Below are 16,647 nucleotides of genomic sequence, written 5' to 3' on the forward strand. Positions count from 1 at the left end.
GGAGGCTGGCTGTGCCGTCCGGACCGTCGCTACCTTGACGTCTTCATCGCCGCGTGCTCATCAGGCGCTCATAGCAATCTGACTCCGCCCATCAACTCGGCGTCCTACATGACATGGGGTTCTCCTCCAGGTGTGCCCGCACGGGCGAGACGTCGAGCGGACCCGGCACGCGAAACGCGCGCAGGAACGCCCGCCGCCGCTCGGCGAGCTCCAGACAGCTCAAGGCCGGATGCAGCGACGCACCTCGGCCTGGAAGCCGTCCTCGCAGGTCGGGGACCACGTGGTCTCCGTCCAGCACCAGGCGGAGCAGCTCGGACTTGGCCGTGCGAACCCTGCAGCCCACACACGTGCGCTGAGGACCCCTACGGCCACCATATTCCAGCTTACCGCTTTGACGCATCTACGGAACCGGCGGCATCCTCCGCCTGGGTGTCAGGCCGGATGTCGATCCGCCAGCCCGTGAGCCTCGCCGCGAGCCGGGCGTTCTGCCCCTCTTTGCCGATGGCCAGGGAAAGCTGGTAGTCGGGCACGGTCACCCGCGCGACCCGGCCGTCGAGATCGAGAACCTCGACATGGGAAACACGCGCGGGAGACAGGGCATTCCCCACGAACTCGGCGGGATCTTCGGACCAGTCGATGATGTCGATCTTCTCGCCGTGGAGCTCGGTCATCACGTTGCGCACCCGCGAGCCCATCGGGCCGATGCAGGCGCCCTTGGCGTTGACGCCGGGCTTGCGCGACCGTACCGCGATCTTGGTGCGGTGGCCGGCCTCCCGGGCCACGGCGGCGATCTCCACGGTGCCGTCGGCGATCTCCGGCACCTCCAGCGCGAACAGCTTCTTCACCAGGCCGGGGTGCGTGCGCGAGAGGGTGACGGAGGGGCCCTTGTGGCCCTTCTTCACCTGCACGACGTAGGCGCGGATGCGCTCGCCGTGCACGTAGTCCTCGCCGGGCACCTGCTCGGCGTGCGGCAGGACGGCCTCGATCTTGCCGAGGTCGACCAGCACCACGCGAGGGTCCTTGCCCTGCTGGATGACGCCCGAGACCAGCTCGCCCTCACGGCTGGCGAACTCGCCGAAGTTGATCTCGTCCTCGGCGTCGCGGAGCTGCTGCAGGATGACCTGCTTGGCGGTGGTGGCGGCGATCCTGCTGAAGTTGCCAGGGGTGTCGTCGAACTCCCTGACCACCTCGCCCTCGTCGCCGAGCTCCGCGGCCCAGATCGTGACGTGACCGCTGGCGCGGTCGAGCTCGGCCCGCGCCTTCGAGGCCGCGCCCTCGGTCCGGAAGTACGCGATCAGCAACGCGTCCTCGATCGCCTTGACCACCAGGTCGAAGGAGATGTCCTTCTCCCGTTCGAGGCTGCGCAGGACGCTCATGTCGATGTCCACGGCGGCTCCCCCTTAGCCTTCGTCGCCGTCGACGTCGTCGATGCGGCGGAACTCCACCTGCACCCGTCCGCGGGCCAGGTCCTCGTACTCAAGCCGGCGCGGCGCGCCCTCGACGTCGAGATCGACGCCGGCGTCGTCCGCGGCCGTGATCCGGCCCTCCACCACGCTGCCGTCGCGCAGCTCCGCCTTCACCAGACGCCTGGCCGCGCGACGCCAGTGGCGCGGCTCGGTGAGGGGGCGGTCGACGCCCGGCGAGGAGACCTCCAGCGTGTACGCCGCCTGCCCCATCGCGTCGTCGTCGTCCAGCGCCTCGGAGACGGCCTGGCTCACGTCGGCGATGTCGTCGAGGCTCACGCCGCCGTCGCGGTCGACGATCACACGCAGCACGCGTCTCCTGCCCGCCTGGGTGACCGTGATGTCCTCCAGATCGAGGCCCTCCGCGCTGACCACGGGCTCCAGGAGCTTCATCAGGTGGTCGCGGGGTGATGCGCTGCCCATATCGACCTCCCCTATTGTCAAGTCTCAGCCGGGCGGACCTCGCCACTGGCTCCCCGTCGCCCGGCCGCTCGGGCCAGCGACGACAGTTGACACCCTATCCGTACGAGGGCACAGAAAGAGCGCCACTCGTCACGGCCGAATGGCGGAGCGTCGCCTGGCGGCGTTCGCGGGCTCAGACCGTACGATGCTATCTGCGTCAGTGACAACAGGAGGTTCCCGCTCGTGCGCCCGCGTCACCTCTCCCGTCGTGGCCTGCTGGCGGGCGGAGTGGCCGCGCTCGCCGGCTGCAGCGCCTCCGGGCCGGCCCGGCAGCCGGCCACGCCCGCCCCCGACTCGCCCGAGACGGTTCTCGTGAAGCAGTTGATCGCGGAGAAGGAGCGGACGATCGCGCTCTACTCGGCGGTGATCGCCGACGGCGGCGAGCGGCTCACGCCCTTCCGCGACCGTCACCAGGCGCACCTGGACGAGCTGCGCAAGCACGTCACCAGCCTCGGCTCTTCGCCCCCTGGCCCGTCCGGCTCCCCCGCCCCCTCGGGCTCGCCCGCTCCCTCCGGCTCGGCCGAGCCGGACAAGCCGTCGCTGTCGCGGCTGCGCGAGCTGGAGCGCAAGGCGGCGGCGCTGCGGCCCAAGCAGCTCGCGGGCATCTCCCCCGGGATGGCGCAGCTCATCGCCAGCATCGGCGCCTGCGAGGCCGCGCACGTCGTCGCCCTGCCGAAGTCGCTGTGAACGGGGTCGCGGTGAAGGGGGTGGCGGTGCACGGGGACGATCTGGAGAAGCTGCGCAAGGCGCTGGCGGCCGAGCACGCCGCGCTGTTCGCGTACGGGCTGCTGGGGGCGCGGACGTCGGGGGAGCTCAGGGAGCGGATGAGCGCGGCCTACGACGCCCATCGGGCGCGGCGCGACCAGGTCCGCTCGCTCATCACGGCGCGCGGCGGCAAGCCGGTGGAGGCGGAGGCGTCGTACGCGCTGCCGTTCTTCCCCTCGGACGCCAAGCTGGCGGCCAGGCTGGCGGAACACCTCGAAGGCGGGGTGACGGCCGCCTACCTCGAACTGGTGGCGGCCGAGGACGCCGCGCTGCGCAGGTTCGCCGCCCTGGCCATGCAGCAGGCCGTCACCCGTTCGTACGCCTTCCGCCCGGCCCAGCCGGCCGCGTTCCCCGGCATGCCGGCGGCTCCCGCGCCCGCCACTCCCACCGCCCAGGGCGGCAGCTGAGAGGTGCCCTGACCGGCAGGGCACCTCACGGCGACGGTCAGGCGGTGGCGGTCGCGACGATGCGGTCGGCGGCCTCGGCGAGGGGGATCTCCGCCTTCTCGCCGCTCACGCGGTCGCGCAGCTCGATGACGCCCTGGGCGAGGCCGCGGCCGATGACCACGATGGTCGGGACGCCCAGCAGCTCGGCGTCCTTGAACTTGACGCCGGGCGAGACCTGCGGCCGGTCGTCCACGAGCACGCGCAGGCCGCGCGACTCCAGCTCGCCGGCCAGCTCCAGGGCGGCCTCCACCTGGTTGTCCTTGCCGGTGCCGACGATGTGCACGTCGGCGGGCGCCACCTCGCGCGGCCAGACCAGGCCGAGCTGGTCGTGGGCCTGCTCGGCGATGACGGCGACGGCGCGCGAGACGCCGATGCCGTAGGAGCCCATGGTGATGCGGATGGGCTTGCCGTCGGGGCCGAGGGCGTCGAGGCCGGCGGCGTCGGCGTATTTGCGGCCGAGCTGGAAGATGTGGCCGATCTCGATGCCGCGGTCGATGGACAGCTCGGCGCCGCAGCGGGGGCAGGGGTCGCCGGCGCGGATCTCGGCGGCCTCGATGGTGCCGTCGGGGGTGAAGTCGCGGCCCGCGACGACGTTGGCGGCGTGCTTGCCGGGCTCGTTGGCGCCGGTCACCCAGGAGGTGCCGGTGGCCACGCGCGGGTCGACGAGGTAGCGGATGCCGAGCTCGCGCAGGATCTGCGGGCCGATGTAGCCGCGGACGAGGCCGGGGTGCTTGGCGAAGTCGCCGGCCTCGAAGATGGCGGGCTCGCCGGGGGCGAGCGCGGCCTCCAGGCGCTTGAAGTCGACCTCGCGGTCGCCGGGGACGCCGATGACGAGCGTCTCGGTCTTGTCGGAGCCGGGGGTGGTGACCTTGACGACGACGTTCTTCAGGGTGTCGGCGGCGGTGACGGAGAGGCCGTGGTGCTCGTTGACGTACGACACCAGCGACTCGATGGTCGGGGTGTCGGGCGTGTCCATGACGGCGAGCGGGGGCAGGTCGTCGTAGGCGCGGGCGGCGGGCGCGGTCGTGGTGACGGCCTCGGCGTTGGCGGCGTAGCCGCAGGAGTGGCAGGCCACGAAGGTGTCCTCGCCGGTGGGCGTGGGGGCCAGGAACTCCTCGGAGGCCGAGCCGCCCATGGCGCCCGACTGGGCGAAGACGATCTTGTAGTTGATGCCGAGCCGGTCGAAGGTGCGGATGTAGGCCTCGCGGTGCTGCTCGTAGGAGTGCTTGAGGCCGTCGTCGTCGAGGTCGAAGGAGTAGGAGTCCTTCATCAGGAACTCCCGGCCGCGCAGGATGCCGGCCCGGGGACGGGCCTCGTCGCGGTATTTCGTCTGGATCTGGTAGAGCGTGACCGGATAGTCCTTGTAAGAGGAGTACTCGCCCTTGACCATGTCGGTGAAGAGCTCCTCGTGCGTGGGGCCGAGGAGGTAGTCGGCGCCCTTGCGGTCCTGGAGGCGGAAGAGCGTGTCGCCGTATTCGGTCCAGCGGCCGGTGGCCTCGTAGTATTCGCGGGGCAGCAGGGCGGGGAAGAGCACCTCCTGGGCGCCCATCCGGTTCATCTCCTCGCGGACGATCCTGGTGACGTTCTCCAGCACCAGTTTGCCGAGCGGCAGCCAGGAGTAGATGCCGGGGGCCACGCGGCGGACATAACCGGCGCGGACCAGCAGCTTGTGGCTCGGCACTTCCGCGTCTGCCGGGTCGTCCCGCAGGGTGCGAAGAAACAACGACGACATGCGCAGCAACACGGCTACTCCTTGCTCGAACCCGGATGTGAAGGCTTACAGGCTATCGACTCGACGCGGCCGTCCGCTCGGGCTTAAGTCCCCGGCACTCAGGCGAGGGCCGGGAGCCAGCCCGTCACGAACACCGCGAGCCACACCGTGAACAGCCCGGAGAAGAGCGTGGAGAGGGCGAGGGCGCGCAGGCGGGAGCGGGCGTTCCTGCGCAGCGCGAGCACTAGGGCGACCGACAGCACGCCGACCAGCAGGGCCGGGCCCGGCCAGAAGGAGCCCTCGACGCCGATGAAGCCCGGCGTGGCGCGGTCCACGACGTCGGCGATGAGCGCCGCGCCGACGCCGCCCGCGGCCAGGTCGCCCCACCTGTCGTCCCTGCGGGTGACGTAGGCCAGCAGGCCGAGCCCCACGAGCAGGGCGAGGACCCAGTTGAGCCCGGCCGCGCCGCCGCCGCCGAGGTCGGCGAGGGCCAGGTCGCCGCGGAAGGCGCTCGCGCCCATGGCCGCGACCAGGGTCGAGACCGCCGCCAGGAACGTGGTCACCAGCGCCCATCCGAACCCCGTGGCCGTCGCGCCGACGGCCAGCGACAGGGCGAGGTAGGCGTAGGGCTCGTAGAGCTGGCCGATCCAGAGGGGTCCACGACCGGAGATGAGCACGCCGACGAGGCCGACGACCAGTCCTCCGAGGAAGGCCGCGACCAGGTGGCGCTCGATGCCGCGTTGACGCCGGTCGTATTCGGCGAAGTCGGCGTAGTCGATCGTGGTGTTGTTCATGTCCCTTTCCCCAGGTCAACCCCTCCCCCAGAACCTTCCGGAATTGACCTGTTTCAGATTATGTGAACCTACACAAAAGGCAAAAATCGGTCATTCCTCTACCAACTCAAGCAAGTGATTGGTTAGCATGGCGGCGTGTCGCTTCCCGAAGAGCTCGGCGCCCTCGTCCGCGAACACCTCGCCGCCCGCCCCGGCGCGTCCTGGGCGGAGCTCGCGCGGGACGTGGGGGTGGCCGGGCTGCTCGTGCCCGAGGAGCACGGGGGCGCGGGCTGCGGCCCCGCCGAGCTGGCCGCCGTGGCCGAGGAGATGGGAGGCGCGCTCTCGCCGCACCCCTTCCTGCAGACCGCGGTCATGGCGGTGACCGCCGCGACCGCCTGCGGGGCCGGCGACCTGCTGAAGACCGTCGCCGACGGCGGCACGACCGCGACCGTGGTGCTGCCGGGGGACGCGGAGCTGCGGCTGGCGGGCGGGCGGCTCAGCGGGGTGGCGCCGTACGTCCTCGCGGGCGAGCTGGTGCTGCTCTACGCGGGCGGGCAGCTCGTGGAGGCCGCGCCGACGCGGCGGGAGGCGTACCTGACGATGGACGAGAGCCGGCCGCTGGAGCGGCTGACCTTCGAGGACGTGCCCGTACGGCGGCTCGGCGACGGGACGTCGGCGGGGCGGGTGCGCGACCTCGGGATCGCGGCCCTCGCCGCCGAGCAGGTGGGCGGGGCGCAGCGGTGCCTGGACATGGCGGTCGCGTACGCGCGGACGCGGGTGCAGTTCGGCCGGCCGATCGGGGCCTTCCAGGCGGTCAAGCACAAGCTGGCGGACGTGCTGCTGCTGGTGGAGTCGGCCCGGTCGGCGGCCCGCGCGGCGGCCGAGGATGAGGTGGCGGCGGCGGTCGCGGGGTCGTACTGCACGGAGGCGTACCTGGCGGCGGCGGGCGAGAACATCCAGGTCCACGGAGGGATCGGGATCACCTGGGAGCATCCCGCGCATCGCTACTTCAAGCGGGCCACCTCCGACGCCCAGCTCTTCGGCCCGCCCCAGGCGCACCGCGCCCGCCTCGCCCCGGTGGTCTTCGGCGAGTGAGCCCGGGCTCAGCCGCCGAGCAGCTCTTCCCAGGGGTGGCGGGTGTTGGTGCGGCGGGTGGTGTCGAGCGCCTCGGCGAGCCGCCAGAAGCCGGGCCTGGCGTGGGTGCGGGCGCGTCCCATGGGGTCGATGGCGCGCAGCTCGACGCGGACGCCCATCACGTCGAGGACCGCCGTGGCGGCCCCGCCGGGACCGGCCTCGGTGACGAGCGGCCCTTCGTGGTCCGGGTCGAGGACCCGCTCGGCCAGCAGGCCGGCCACCTCGGAGGCGTAGGGCCCGTCGCGCCACTCGATGTGCCAGGTGTGGTCGCCCCCGCGCCACCAGGTCAGGTCGCGGCACGACTCCATGAAGTCGGCCTCGGACGCCAGCGCCGCCATGACCCGTCCGAACGCCTCGTAGCGGCGGGCGCTCGTGAGCGAGAGGTCGCCACCGTCGAGGCCGGGATCTTCGGCGTCCTTCGGCCGTCTCAGCGCGTGCTTTCGCTTCACGAGCATCCACTCTGATCGCGCCCGCGCCCTTCCCGCAAGTCCCCGCCGCTGATACGCTCTACCAAGCGAGCGCTTGGTTTCCTACTGTGCCGGAGGCGCGATGACGTCCCTACGGATCAGCCTGGGGTACGAGCTGGAGGTCCGCGGCCGCACCCGCGACGTCGAGCAGCAGGCGTTCCACAACGTGGTCGAGCAGGTCGTGCTGGGCGACCGGCTGGGGTTCGACACCGCCTGGTTCGTGGAGCACCACTTCACCAGGGGCTTCTCCCACTCCTCGGCCCCCGACCTGGTCCTCGCGGCCATCTCCCAGCGGACCGAGCGCATCCACCTGGGGCTCGGCGTGGTGCTGCTGCCGTTCCAGTCGCCGATCCGCACGGCCGAGCGCGTCGCCACCCTGGACGTGCTCAGCGGCGGCCGGGTCGAGTTCGGCACCGGCCGCGGCGCCTCGCCCCTGGAGTACCAGGCGTTCCAGCGGCCGTTCGAGCAGTCCCGGCGGATCTGGGAGGACTCGCTGGAGGCCGTGCTCGCGATCTGGAACGCCGACGGCGAGCCGGTCAGCCGCTCGACCGAGTTCTTCGAGATCCCCGACGTCGCCGTCTACCCGCGCCCGGCCCAGCACCCGCACCCGCCGGTGTGGGTGGCCTCCACCTCGCTGGACGGCTATCTCGCCGCCGCCAGGCACGGCTACAACCTGCTCGGCATGACCATGCTCAAGGGCATCGACGACGTGGCCGCCGACATCGCGCGCTACCGCGAGTGCCTGGCCGAGCACGGCTTCGACCCCGACACCCGCCGGGTCGCCCTCATGATCCCCTGGTACGTCGCCCCCACCCGCGAGGCCGCGACGGCCACGGCCGCCGACCCCGTCCTGTGGTACATCCGCCGCCAGGTCAACCTGGTCACCCCGCCCGACTACTACGACGCCCGCCACGCCACCCACCGCGTGCTCGGCCAGCTCGCCGCCGGGCTGCCGCCCGAGGAGGCGATGGCCACGCTGCGCGAGCACCTCATGGTCGTGGTGGACGACGTGGCGGGCTCGCGCAAGGCCCTGGCCAGGATCGCCGAGGCCGGGGCGACCGACCTCATCATCCAGGCCCAGGTCGGCGGGCTCGCGCACGAGCGGGTGTGCGAGTCGATGACGCTGTTCATGACCGAGGTGGTGCGCTGATGGGCCGGTGGCTGACGCGGGACGACCTCGGAGCCGCCGCGGGCTCGGCCGCCGGGCTCCTGCTGGTCTCCCCCGACGCGTCCTGCGCCTTCCCGCTCGGCCCCGAGGACCGGCGGGCCGCCGCCGGGCTGACCGCGGCGGCCCTGCGCGCGGCCGGCGTGGGCGAGCGGGACCGGGTCGCGGTGGCCCTCGCCGAGCCGGCCGGCTCCCTGTGGGCCGCGGCCGCGGCCGAGGTCGCCCAGGCCGCCGCCGGGCTCGGGCCGCGCGGGCGCATGCGGCTGCACCACGCGCTGTCGGCGCTGCGGGCCACGACGCTGGTCACCACGCCGACCGGCGCGATGGACCTCCTGGCGCGCCTGCACCTGGAGTTCCTGCTGGACCCGCTGGACCTCGGGCTCGCCCACATCGTCCTGACCGGCGAGATCGCCTCCAGGAGCACGCTGGGGCACCTGGCCGGCGAGTTCGGCGCGCGGGTCACCGAGGTTTACGCGAGCCCGTTCGGCGGCACCGCGCTGGCCTGGCGGGCCGCCGAGGAGGACCCGCTCACGCCGCTCGCTGACGATCTGCTGGGCCTGGCCGCCCTGGCCAAGGACGCCCCCGCCGACCCCGGCGCCCCCGTGGCCGAGCTGGTCGTCACCCCGCGCGGGCACGCCACGCTCGGCGACGCGACGCTGAGGACCGGCCACGTCGTACGCGGCGGAGGACTCTCCGCCCCCGCCCACACGGTGGGCGAGCACGTGCTGGTCAGAGGCGTGTGGCTGGCGCTGCCCCGCCTGGAGAAGGCGCTCGCGAAGATCGACGGCGTGGCCGGCTGGGACCTGACGATCAGCCGTCCCGGCACGCTGGACTCCGCCGTGCTCACCGTGACGTTCGGCCGCGAGAGCCTCGTCGGCAACCCCATGTGGCGCTCGCGGATCCAGGAGGCCGTGCGGGCGCTGACGCCGGTCTCGATCAGTGTGGAGATCGCCCCGGAGGCGGCCGAGGGGCCGCGGCCGGGCACGGTGACCGACCTGCGCGGCCACCATCTGGGCAGGGACCGGGCGCTCGTCACCTAGGGGTGGGCATGGCACCGATGGGCGGGGCACCGATGGGCGGAGCACCGATGCCGGACTGGGGGACACTCCCCCGCATGCTGCGCGACCAGGCCGAACGGCACCCCGGCGACACGGTCGTGGCCGGGCGCGGCGGGCACGGCACGCTCGCCGGGCTGCGCGAGGCCGCCTCGGCGGTCGCCCGCGGCCTCGTCGCGCTCGGCGTCGAGCCCGGCGACCGGGTGGCGCTGTGGGGGGTGAACTCGGCGTACTGGGTGGAGCACGTGCTCGGCGTCTGGGACGCGGGCGCGGTCGTCGTGCCGCTGTCGCCGCGCTTCAAGGGCATCGAGGCCGCCGAGGTCGTCACGAGGACCGGCGCGAAGGTGCTGATCACGGGTGACGGCCCTGCGGGCGCCGGGCTCGCCGGGCTGCTCCCGCCGCTGCCCGGCCTGCGGCACACGATCGTCCCGCCAGCCGCGGAGCTGCGCGCGCTCGGGGAGCGGGTGCCCGTACGCGAGGCCGAGGAGCGGGCGCTCGCCGTCCGGCCCGGCGACCTGTGCGAGATCATGTCCACCTCCGGCACCACGGGCACGCCCAAGGGCGTCATGCTGGACCACTCCCAGGTCCTGCGCGGCTACTGGGACTGGTCGGAGATCGTCACCCTCGACGAGCACGACCGTTATCCGGTGATCGCCCCGTTCAGTCACGGGTTCGGGCTGAACGCCGGGCTCGTGGCCTGCGTGCTGCGCCGGGCCACGATGCTGCCGATCCCGGCCTTCAGCCCGGACGCGCTCATGTCGCTGATCTCCCGCGAGCGGGTCACCGTGCTCGCCGGGCCGCCCACGCTCTTCCACCGCATCCTGGACGAGCTGGAACGCGGCTCCTGGGACGTCTCCTCGCTGCGCGTGGCCATCTGCGGCGCCGCCGCCGTGCCCGCGTCCCTGATCACCCGGCTGGTCGAGCGGGTCGGGCTGGAACGGATGATCAACGCGTACGGGCTGATGGAGGGCACGGTCGTCTCCATGACCCGGGCCGGCGACCCGATCGAGGTCGTCGCGGAGACCACCGGCAGGCCCGTGCCCGGCATCGAGGTCAGGATCGTGGACGGCGACGGCAAGGAGGTCGCGCCCGGCGAGCGCGGCGAGATCCTGCAGCGCGGCTACGGCGTCATGCGCGGCTACTGGGACGACCCCGAGCGGACCGCCGAGGCCGTGGACGCCGACGGCTGGCTGCACACCGGCGACATCGGCGTGCTGGACGAGCGGGGCAACCTCGCCGTCGTGGACCGCTTGAAGGAGCTCTACATCGTCAACGGCTTCAACGTCTCGCCCGCCGAGGTCGAGTCGCTGCTGCTGCGCGAGGGGTCGCCGGCCCAGGTCGCCGTGGTCGGGGTGCCGGACGCGTCGGCGGGCGAGGCCGGGGTGGCGTTCGTGGTGCCGAGGCCGGGCGCGCGGGTGGTCCCCGAGGAGCTGATCGCCTGGGCGCGGGCCAACATGTCCGACTACAAGGTCCCGAAGCGGGTGGTGGTCGTGGACGCCCTGCCGGCGAACGTCAACGGCAAGATCGACAAGCGGGCGCTGCGGGAGCGGGCGTCCGGGTAGCCGCGCGGGGTGTTTCTCCGCCCGGCGGCGGGCGTGAGCGGTTACGTTGGCAGGAGCACGGATCAAGCTGTTCTCGCCGAAATGGGGTTCGCCCGCGCCGGCGATCGGGGATACATCGATCACACCGGCCGGTTACGTCTAATGGGGCCTGGTGAGGGCCCCGGACGGCCGGCTCTGAGGAGGCAGCGTGGCGTTGCGTGTGGCGGTCATCGGATCGGGACCCGCCGGCATCTACACGGCCGAGGCGCTGGTCAAGCAGTCGGCCGGAGCGGCGCGGGTGGACGTGCTCGAACGCCTGCCCACCCCGTACGGGCTGGTGAGATACGGGGTCGCCCCCGACCACACCTCGATCAAGTCGATCGCGAACTACCTGAAGCGGGTGCTGGAGCTGCCCGAGGTGCGCTTCCTCGGCGGCGTCACGCTGGGCGAGCACCTGTCGGTCGCCGACCTGCTGCGGCACTACGACGCCGTGGTCTACTGCACGGGCGCGATGGTGGACCGGCGGCTCGGCATCCCCGGCGAGGACCTGCCGGGCAGCGTGGCCGCCACGGACTTCGTCAACTGGTACTGCGGCCATCCCGACGTGGACCCCTCGCGCTTCACGCTCGACAGCCCCGAGGTCGCGGTGATCGGCGTCGGGAACGTGGCCGTCGACGTCGTACGCATCCTCGCCAAGACCGCCGACGAGCTGAGCCGCACCGACGTGCCCCACGACGTGCTCCAGCGGCTGTCCGAGAGCCAGGTCAAGGCCATCCACATGATCGGCAGGCGTGGGCCCGAGCACGCCAAGTTCACCCTCAAGGAGCTGCGCGAGCTGGGCGAGCTGGACAACGCCGACGTCGTGGTGCGGCCCGACGAGGCCCAGGTGCTCGGCTCGGGCTTCTCCCGTCAGGTGCAGGGCAACGTGGACGTCATCAGGTCGTGGGCGGCCCGCGAGCCGGTCGGCCGGGCCCGCCGCCTCGACGTGCGCTTCTGGCTGCGGCCGGTGGAGATCCTCGGCGCCGAGCGGGTCGAGGGGCTGCGCCTGGAGCGCACCCGGCTGTCGCCGGAGGGGCGCGTGGTCGGCACGGGCGAGTTCGAGACGCTGCCGGTCGGCATGGTGCTGCGGTCGGTGGGCTACCAGAGCGTGCCGCTGCCGGGGGTGCCGTTCTCCGAGGACACCATGACCGTGCCCAACCAGGCGGGGCGGGTGCGTGAGCGCGAATACGTCGCGGGCTGGCTCAAACGCGGCCCCACCGGCGTCATCGGCACGAACAAGTCCGACGCCGCCGAGACCGTGCGCACCCTGCTGGCCGACCTGGAGGGCCGCGAACGGGCGCCCGCGACGGCCACGATCGACGCGCTGCTGGCCCAGCGGGGCGTGCGGCCGATCACGTACGACGAGTGGCAGGCGATCGAGGCGGCCGAGACCGAGCTGGCCAAGTCGCTCGGCCGCGGCGACCGGGTCAAGCTCGTCGGGCTGGAGGCCATGCTCCGTGCCTGCCGTCCCTGACCCGCCGGTCCCGGCGGGGTTCGCCGCGACCTACCGCGCCCAGCGGGCGCGCTTCCCCGGCCTCTCCGGCCGGCAGCCGGTCCACACCGTGTACGTGCCCGCCGACCGGTTCTCGGCCACGACCGTGGACGCGTGGCGGGACGAGGCCCTGGGGCTGGTCCACGCCCATCTGGCCGGGCCGGGCGAGCTGGCCGAGGTGTTCGACGTCCCGCACGCCATGGCCGCGGCCGTGCACGCCAAGCTGCTGGTCAAGCTCGGCCGCGAGCCCGTCGAGGACCTGCGGATCGACTTCGAGGACGGCTACGGCGTCCGGCCGGACGCGGTCGAGGACGGGCACGTCGAGCAGGCGGCCGAGGCCGTGGCCGCGCTGCACGCCGCGGGCGCGCTGCCGCGCCGCTGGGGGCCGCGGGTGAAGTCGTTCGCCGACGGCGACCCCGAGCGCTCGATCAGGACGCTCGCCGGGCTCGTGCGCGGGGTGACGAAGCGGACCGGCGAGCTGCCGGGCGGGTTCACGGTGACGTTCCCCAAGGTGCTCATGGAGGACTACCTGCGGCAGTTCGCGGAGGTGCTGGCCTGTCTGGAGGCCGGGCTGGGGACGCGGCTGCGGTTCGAGATGCAGGTGGAGGCGCCGCAGACGCTGCCGTTCCTGCGGGCCGAGCTGGCCGAGGCGCTGGACGGGCGGCTCGCGGCGGCGCACTTCGGGGTGTTCGACTACACGGCCGCGCTCGGGCTGCCGCCGCACGAGCAGCGGCTCGACCATCCGGCCTGCGACCACGCCCGGCACGTCATGCAGACGGCGTTCGCGGGCACGGGGGTTGAGCTCTCCGACGGCTCGCTCGCCGCCTCGCCCGCCTCCGGGCGGGCCGGGGACGTGCACGCGCTGTGGCGGCGGCACGCCGAGCTCGTACGGCACTCGCTGCGGCACGGCTTCCACCAGGGCTGGGACATGCACCCGTCGCATCTGGTCAGCCGCTTCGCCACCGTGTACGCCTTCCACCTCGCCGACTACGACGCCTATCGGGAGCGGGTGCGGGCGTGGGAGGAGCGGCGGGAGGCCGGGGGCGGGGTCATGGACGAGCCCGCCACGATCCGCACCCTCGCCGCCGCACTGCGCAGGGCCGACGCCGCAATGCCCTGACGACGGCACGCCGGGCGCTCCGGCCTCCCCTCACCCCTAGGCAGCCGAGGGGGCCGATCGGGCCGCAGGCGGCGGACCAGGGCCGTGCAGGGGCATCCGGCGGGTCCCCGTGAAGCGGTGTCAGTCGCGTTCGACCAAAGAGCGCCAGCGGCGGACCAGGCGCCACTCCACCGGGTCGGACCAGCTCGCGCGGGCCGCCGAGCCGATGTGGAAGGCGCGGATGCCCTGGTCGAGGAGCATCGGCACGTGGGGCGGGCGCAGGCCGCCGCCGGCCAGGATGATCGAGCCGTCGCCCGCCTCCGCGCGCGAGCGCAGCACCCCCAGGCCGTCGCCGACCCCGGTGGGGGCGCCCGAGGTGAGCACGGTCGCCAGGTTGGGCAGCAGCCGCACCGCGCGCCAGGCCGCGTGGACGTCGGCCGCGTGGTCCACGGCGCGGTGGAACGTCCACGGCAGGGGGGACACGGCGTGGATCAGGGCCTCGGTGGCGGCCAGGTCGACCGCTCCCGCGCCGTCGAGGAAGCCGAACACGAACCCGGCGGCCCCGGCCTGGGCCAGCGCCTTGGCGTCGCGGGCCAGCCGGTCGAGCGTCTCCGGGCCGGCGGTGAAGGTGGCGTCGCGGCGGAGCATCACCATCTGCGGGAGCGGGCACTCGGCCGCGATCGCGGCGACCGTCTCCGGTGAGGGGGTCAGCCCGTCGGCCGCCATGTCGGCGACGACCTCCAGCCGGTCGGCTCCGCCCTGTTCGGCGGCCACGGCGTCGCGTACGTCGAGCGCGATCACCTCGAGCAGGGATCCGGTCATGCTGCAGAGGTTATATGGCGCTCTGTACCGTTGCGCCCCAAACTGGCCTCCCACCTGCGCAGAACCCCGGGTGGCCCGGCCTCCACGAGGGGAGGCCGGGCGGCCGGGCGGTCAGGCGGCGGTGATCAGCTCGGCGAGGGTCAGGTCGCGGAAGGCCATCGTGACGAGATCCTCCGACCGGCGCTGGAAGAGGGCGCCGCTGGCGCGGTGCGGCAGGTCCACCGTGCGGACGTGCTGGAAGCCGCGGCTGCGGTAGTAGTGCTGCAGGCGCGGGTTGGCCTTGGCGCAGTCGAGCCGCACGTACGGCAGCCCGGCCGCGAAGGCGGCGGCCCCCGCCCAGTCCAGGAGGGCGTCGCCGAGGCCGCTGCCGGACCACGGCCGGGCCACGGCCAGCTTGTGGACGTACAGCGCCGCCCCGGGTTCGTCGGCGGGTGTCCAGAACTCCGGGTCGGCGTGCCCGTCGAGGGCTATGGTGGCCACAGGAGGCGCCGCGAGGTCCGGGTCGAGATAGCGCAGTTCGTCGTCGAGCAGGTAGAGCACGCGCTCCTCGATCAGCGGCATGATCCGCTCAGGCCCGAAGCCCTGGCGGGGCCACTGCCGCACCCCCTGCCGGTGCAGCCATTCCGAGGTGTCGGCGAACAGCCGCAGAACGCCGGGAAGGTCGCCGGGCTCGGCACGGCGGAGGGCGAGCGGGTGAAGCAGCGTGTTGGTGTGCATAGTAAAACTCCCGTTGCATTGGGCGTTCACGCGCACGCGCACAGTGATGACGCGTTGTCGCGTAAGGGTGATTTGGTGCCTTAAGCCGATATATCCGATATATGGGACTTAAGGCGATTTGAGGGAGTATGCACGACTCCCCCAGGCCAGCGAGGCGGCTAATTCTCGCTGCACCCGGCCGGCGGGATCACCCCTTCTTACGAGCTCTCTAGCGGCTATCGAGCTCGTATCTGATCAAATGTTTGTCGGCTGGCAACACCGACACGGCGACACGCACAGGCATGTCGGCCCCGTCGTACCCCACTCGGACGTAGACCATTACTGGTGTGCCGAGTTCTAGCTGGAGGCGTTCGGCCTCCTCCTGGTTGGGCATGCGCGCCCAGATGTCGTCGACGACGCGCACCTGGGCGTGACCCAGCTCCTCCAGCACCCGGTTCGCCCCTCGGGCGATGTCGCCGGGCCTGGCGATCTCGGAGTCGGCCACGAGATCACGCGGGAAGTAGGAGTCGTTGGTGTTGTACGGCTGTCCGTCCACGAACCTCAGACGGCGTCTCACCACGGCCAACTCCCCGTCGGCCAACTCCAGCCTGCTGGCGATCTCCTCGACGGGAGACACCGTCAGCACCTCGATGTACTGGCTCGGCTCGCGGCCCTCCTGCGCCACGGCGTAGGCGAATGCCTCGCGCAGTTCACCGCGCGAGCGCGGCTCAAGCTCGCGCTGGGGATAGATGAGCAGCGGCCGCCGGTCCCTGACCACGGTTCCGCGTCGCGGCGTGCGCGTGACGAGCCCCTCGTTGACGAGCTCTCCGAGGGCCAGTCTGACGGTGTTCCTGCTCACCCCATGGTCTTCCATGAGTTGTGCCTCGGTCGGAAGCTGCGCCCCGGGGCCGAGGACACCCGAGTAGATGGCTCGACGCAACTCCGCAGCCACCTGCTGATACAGCACCGACCTTGCCACTTTCACCCCTTTTGTTCCAACAATTTAGACGATCTGGTTCTAGCAGGCCACAACCCCTTGACCGAACCCCCTCGATCGGCCCATCATCCATTCGTTGGTACAAATCCATCTAAAGGCCGGTGAGGGGGTGAAGGCCAATGCCGCCGGTCAGCACGGGTGAGTCGTACCTGCCCTGGAAAGACCTTGGCGAAGCAACACGTTTACTGCGTTACGCGTTGCCGCGCCAGGGTTTCACCCACACCTACCAGAGCAACCGGCATGGCGCGTCCGTGCACTCGGCGTCCACTGAGCTGACCGCGGAGCGCGAAGACGGATCCTTAGTCGCAGTTGAGGAGGGTGGCGCCCCCGTCACGCGCTCCATCGATGACCCGGTCGGTGCAGCTCGACGCATCGCCGCACGTTGCCGGCAGCAGGAGCCTTCACACTCCCCCATCGACTCCGCGAGCGATCTCGCGGCCTAGGACTCCATCCCTCGCCGGAGTCCTGGCGCCGCCGCTCACGGGGCAGGAAGCGCGTCCTGGCGGGTCCCCCACGCCCG

The 16,647-nt window shown here is 72.5% G+C and carries 17 protein-coding genes; 8 read left to right on the forward strand and 9 right to left on the reverse strand.

The window, feature by feature from the left end; all coding sequences use genetic code 11:
- Positions 1-91 precede the first annotated feature (91 nt).
- The 3 genes from ABD292_RS03285 to rimP are packed head-to-tail and all read right to left on the reverse strand — an operon-like array spanning position 92 to position 1,886.
- Entirely contained in the window at positions 92-400 is a 309-nt protein-coding gene (locus ABD292_RS03285) for a YlxR family protein (protein WP_344205074.1), read from the reverse strand.
- Positions 384-1,388 carry a transcription termination factor NusA gene (gene nusA / locus ABD292_RS03290; protein ID WP_091092351.1) on the reverse strand — a complete coding sequence of 335 codons (1,005 nt, stop codon included), beginning with the start codon at positions 1,386-1,388 and terminating at the stop codon, positions 384-386. Before nusA ends, ABD292_RS03285 begins: the two co-directional genes overlap by 17 nt.
- 12 nt (positions 1,389-1,400) lie before the next feature.
- Entirely contained in the window at positions 1,401-1,886 is a 486-nt protein-coding gene (gene rimP, locus ABD292_RS03295) for a ribosome maturation factor RimP (protein ID WP_344205075.1), read from the reverse strand.
- A 222-nt stretch (positions 1,887-2,108) separates the two neighbouring features.
- Between rimP and ABD292_RS03300 the strand changes: the two genes are divergently transcribed.
- Positions 2,109-2,612 carry a hypothetical protein gene (locus tag ABD292_RS03300; RefSeq protein WP_344205076.1) on the forward strand — a complete coding sequence of 168 codons (504 nt, stop codon included), beginning with the start codon at positions 2,109-2,111 and terminating at the stop codon, positions 2,610-2,612.
- A 26-nt stretch (positions 2,613-2,638) separates the two neighbouring features.
- Positions 2,639-3,097 (forward strand): ferritin-like domain-containing protein, encoded by a 459-nt coding sequence (locus ABD292_RS03305; RefSeq protein WP_344205078.1) that lies wholly within the window; start codon positions 2,639-2,641, stop codon positions 3,095-3,097.
- A 37-nt stretch (positions 3,098-3,134) separates the two neighbouring features.
- Here the strand turns inward: ABD292_RS03305 and ABD292_RS03310 are convergent, their stop codons facing one another.
- Positions 3,135-4,880 (reverse strand): proline--tRNA ligase, encoded by a 1,746-nt coding sequence (locus ABD292_RS03310; protein WP_344205079.1) that lies wholly within the window; start codon positions 4,878-4,880, stop codon positions 3,135-3,137.
- 86 nt (positions 4,881-4,966) lie between these two features.
- Positions 4,967-5,641 (reverse strand): hypothetical protein, encoded by a 675-nt coding sequence (locus tag ABD292_RS03315; RefSeq protein WP_344205080.1) that lies wholly within the window; start codon positions 5,639-5,641, stop codon positions 4,967-4,969.
- A gap of 135 nt (positions 5,642-5,776) precedes the next feature.
- Here ABD292_RS03315 and ABD292_RS03320 point away from each other — a divergent pair, with 135 nt between their 5' ends.
- Complete coding sequence (locus tag ABD292_RS03320) at positions 5,777-6,715, forward strand: acyl-CoA dehydrogenase family protein (RefSeq protein ID WP_344205082.1); 939 nt, start codon at positions 5,777-5,779, stop codon at positions 6,713-6,715.
- Between the two features lie 8 nt (positions 6,716-6,723).
- Here ABD292_RS03320 and ABD292_RS03325 read toward each other — a convergent pair whose 3' ends face one another.
- Positions 6,724-7,209: a hypothetical protein gene (locus ABD292_RS03325; RefSeq protein WP_344205083.1), complete on the reverse strand. Its 486-nt coding sequence runs from the start codon at positions 7,207-7,209 to the stop codon at positions 6,724-6,726.
- A 94-nt stretch (positions 7,210-7,303) separates the two neighbouring features.
- On the opposite strand from ABD292_RS03325, the gene ABD292_RS03330 reads away from it, so the two are divergent.
- From ABD292_RS03330 to ABD292_RS03350, 5 genes are all read left to right on the forward strand, one after another.
- The gene (locus tag ABD292_RS03330) at positions 7,304-8,371 is read left to right on the forward strand and encodes an LLM class flavin-dependent oxidoreductase (protein ID WP_344205084.1); all 1,068 of its coding nucleotides are present in this window, start codon (positions 7,304-7,306) and stop codon (positions 8,369-8,371) included.
- The gene (locus tag ABD292_RS03335; RefSeq protein ID WP_344205085.1) at positions 8,371-9,426 is read left to right on the forward strand and encodes a hypothetical protein; all 1,056 of its coding nucleotides are present in this window, start codon (positions 8,371-8,373) and stop codon (positions 9,424-9,426) included. The genes ABD292_RS03330 and ABD292_RS03335 overlap by 1 nt, the downstream gene beginning before the upstream one ends.
- Before the next feature lie 74 nt (positions 9,427-9,500).
- A complete protein-coding gene (locus ABD292_RS03340; RefSeq protein WP_344205086.1) occupies positions 9,501-11,003 on the forward strand; it encodes an AMP-binding protein in 1,503 nt (500 codons plus the stop codon).
- A gap of 187 nt (positions 11,004-11,190) precedes the next feature.
- Positions 11,191-12,495, forward strand: coding sequence for an FAD-dependent oxidoreductase (locus ABD292_RS03345; RefSeq protein ID WP_344205087.1), 1,305 nt, complete (start codon positions 11,191-11,193; stop codon positions 12,493-12,495).
- A complete protein-coding gene (locus tag ABD292_RS03350; RefSeq protein ID WP_344205088.1) occupies positions 12,479-13,633 on the forward strand; it encodes a DUF6986 family protein in 1,155 nt (384 codons plus the stop codon). Before ABD292_RS03345 ends, ABD292_RS03350 begins: the two co-directional genes overlap by 17 nt.
- Before the next feature lie 120 nt (positions 13,634-13,753).
- Here ABD292_RS03350 and ABD292_RS03355 read toward each other — a convergent pair whose 3' ends face one another.
- The 3 genes from ABD292_RS03355 to ABD292_RS03365 all read right to left on the reverse strand — a co-directional run bounded on the left by ABD292_RS03355 (position 13,754) and on the right by ABD292_RS03365 (position 16,115).
- Positions 13,754-14,434, reverse strand: coding sequence for a copper homeostasis protein CutC (locus ABD292_RS03355; protein ID WP_344205089.1), 681 nt, complete (start codon positions 14,432-14,434; stop codon positions 13,754-13,756).
- Between the two features lie 111 nt (positions 14,435-14,545).
- On the reverse strand, positions 14,546-15,151 hold the full coding sequence (locus ABD292_RS03360) for a GNAT family N-acetyltransferase (RefSeq protein ID WP_344205091.1): 606 nt from the start codon (positions 15,149-15,151) through the stop codon (positions 14,546-14,548).
- Positions 15,152-15,359: 208 nt separating this feature from the next.
- On the reverse strand, positions 15,360-16,115 hold the full coding sequence (locus tag ABD292_RS03365; protein WP_344205093.1) for a GntR family transcriptional regulator: 756 nt from the start codon (positions 16,113-16,115) through the stop codon (positions 15,360-15,362).
- Positions 16,116-16,647 lie beyond the last annotated feature (532 nt).

The sequence above is a fragment of the Nonomuraea bangladeshensis genome (genome assembly GCF_039529455.1).
In the GTDB taxonomy this organism is placed as follows: Bacteria; Actinomycetota; Actinomycetes; order Streptosporangiales; family Streptosporangiaceae; genus Nonomuraea; species Nonomuraea bangladeshensis.

What these genes read in the sequence shown, in the direction of transcription:
- rimP (WP_344205075.1), bottom strand. Translation starts at nt 1,886, where the DNA reads ATGGGCAGCGCATCACCCCGCGACCACCTGATGAAGCTCCTGGAGCCC.
- ABD292_RS03315 (WP_344205080.1), bottom strand. Translation starts at nt 5,641, where the DNA reads ATGAACAACACCACGATCGACTACGCCGACTTCGCCGAATACGACCGG.
- ABD292_RS03340 (WP_344205086.1), top strand. Translation starts at nt 9,501, where the DNA reads ATGCTGCGCGACCAGGCCGAACGGCACCCCGGCGACACGGTCGTGGCC.
- ABD292_RS03360 (WP_344205091.1), bottom strand. Translation starts at nt 15,151, where the DNA reads ATGCACACCAACACGCTGCTTCACCCGCTCGCCCTCCGCCGTGCCGAG.
- ABD292_RS03285 (WP_344205074.1), bottom strand. Translation starts at nt 400, where the DNA reads ATGCGTCAAAGCGGTAAGCTGGAATATGGTGGCCGTAGGGGTCCTCAG.
- ABD292_RS03325 (WP_344205083.1), bottom strand. Translation starts at nt 7,209, where the DNA reads ATGCTCGTGAAGCGAAAGCACGCGCTGAGACGGCCGAAGGACGCCGAA.
- ABD292_RS03355 (WP_344205089.1), bottom strand. Translation starts at nt 14,434, where the DNA reads ATGACCGGATCCCTGCTCGAGGTGATCGCGCTCGACGTACGCGACGCC.
- ABD292_RS03335 (WP_344205085.1), top strand. Translation starts at nt 8,371, where the DNA reads ATGGGCCGGTGGCTGACGCGGGACGACCTCGGAGCCGCCGCGGGCTCG.
- ABD292_RS03330 (WP_344205084.1), top strand. Translation starts at nt 7,304, where the DNA reads ATGACGTCCCTACGGATCAGCCTGGGGTACGAGCTGGAGGTCCGCGGC.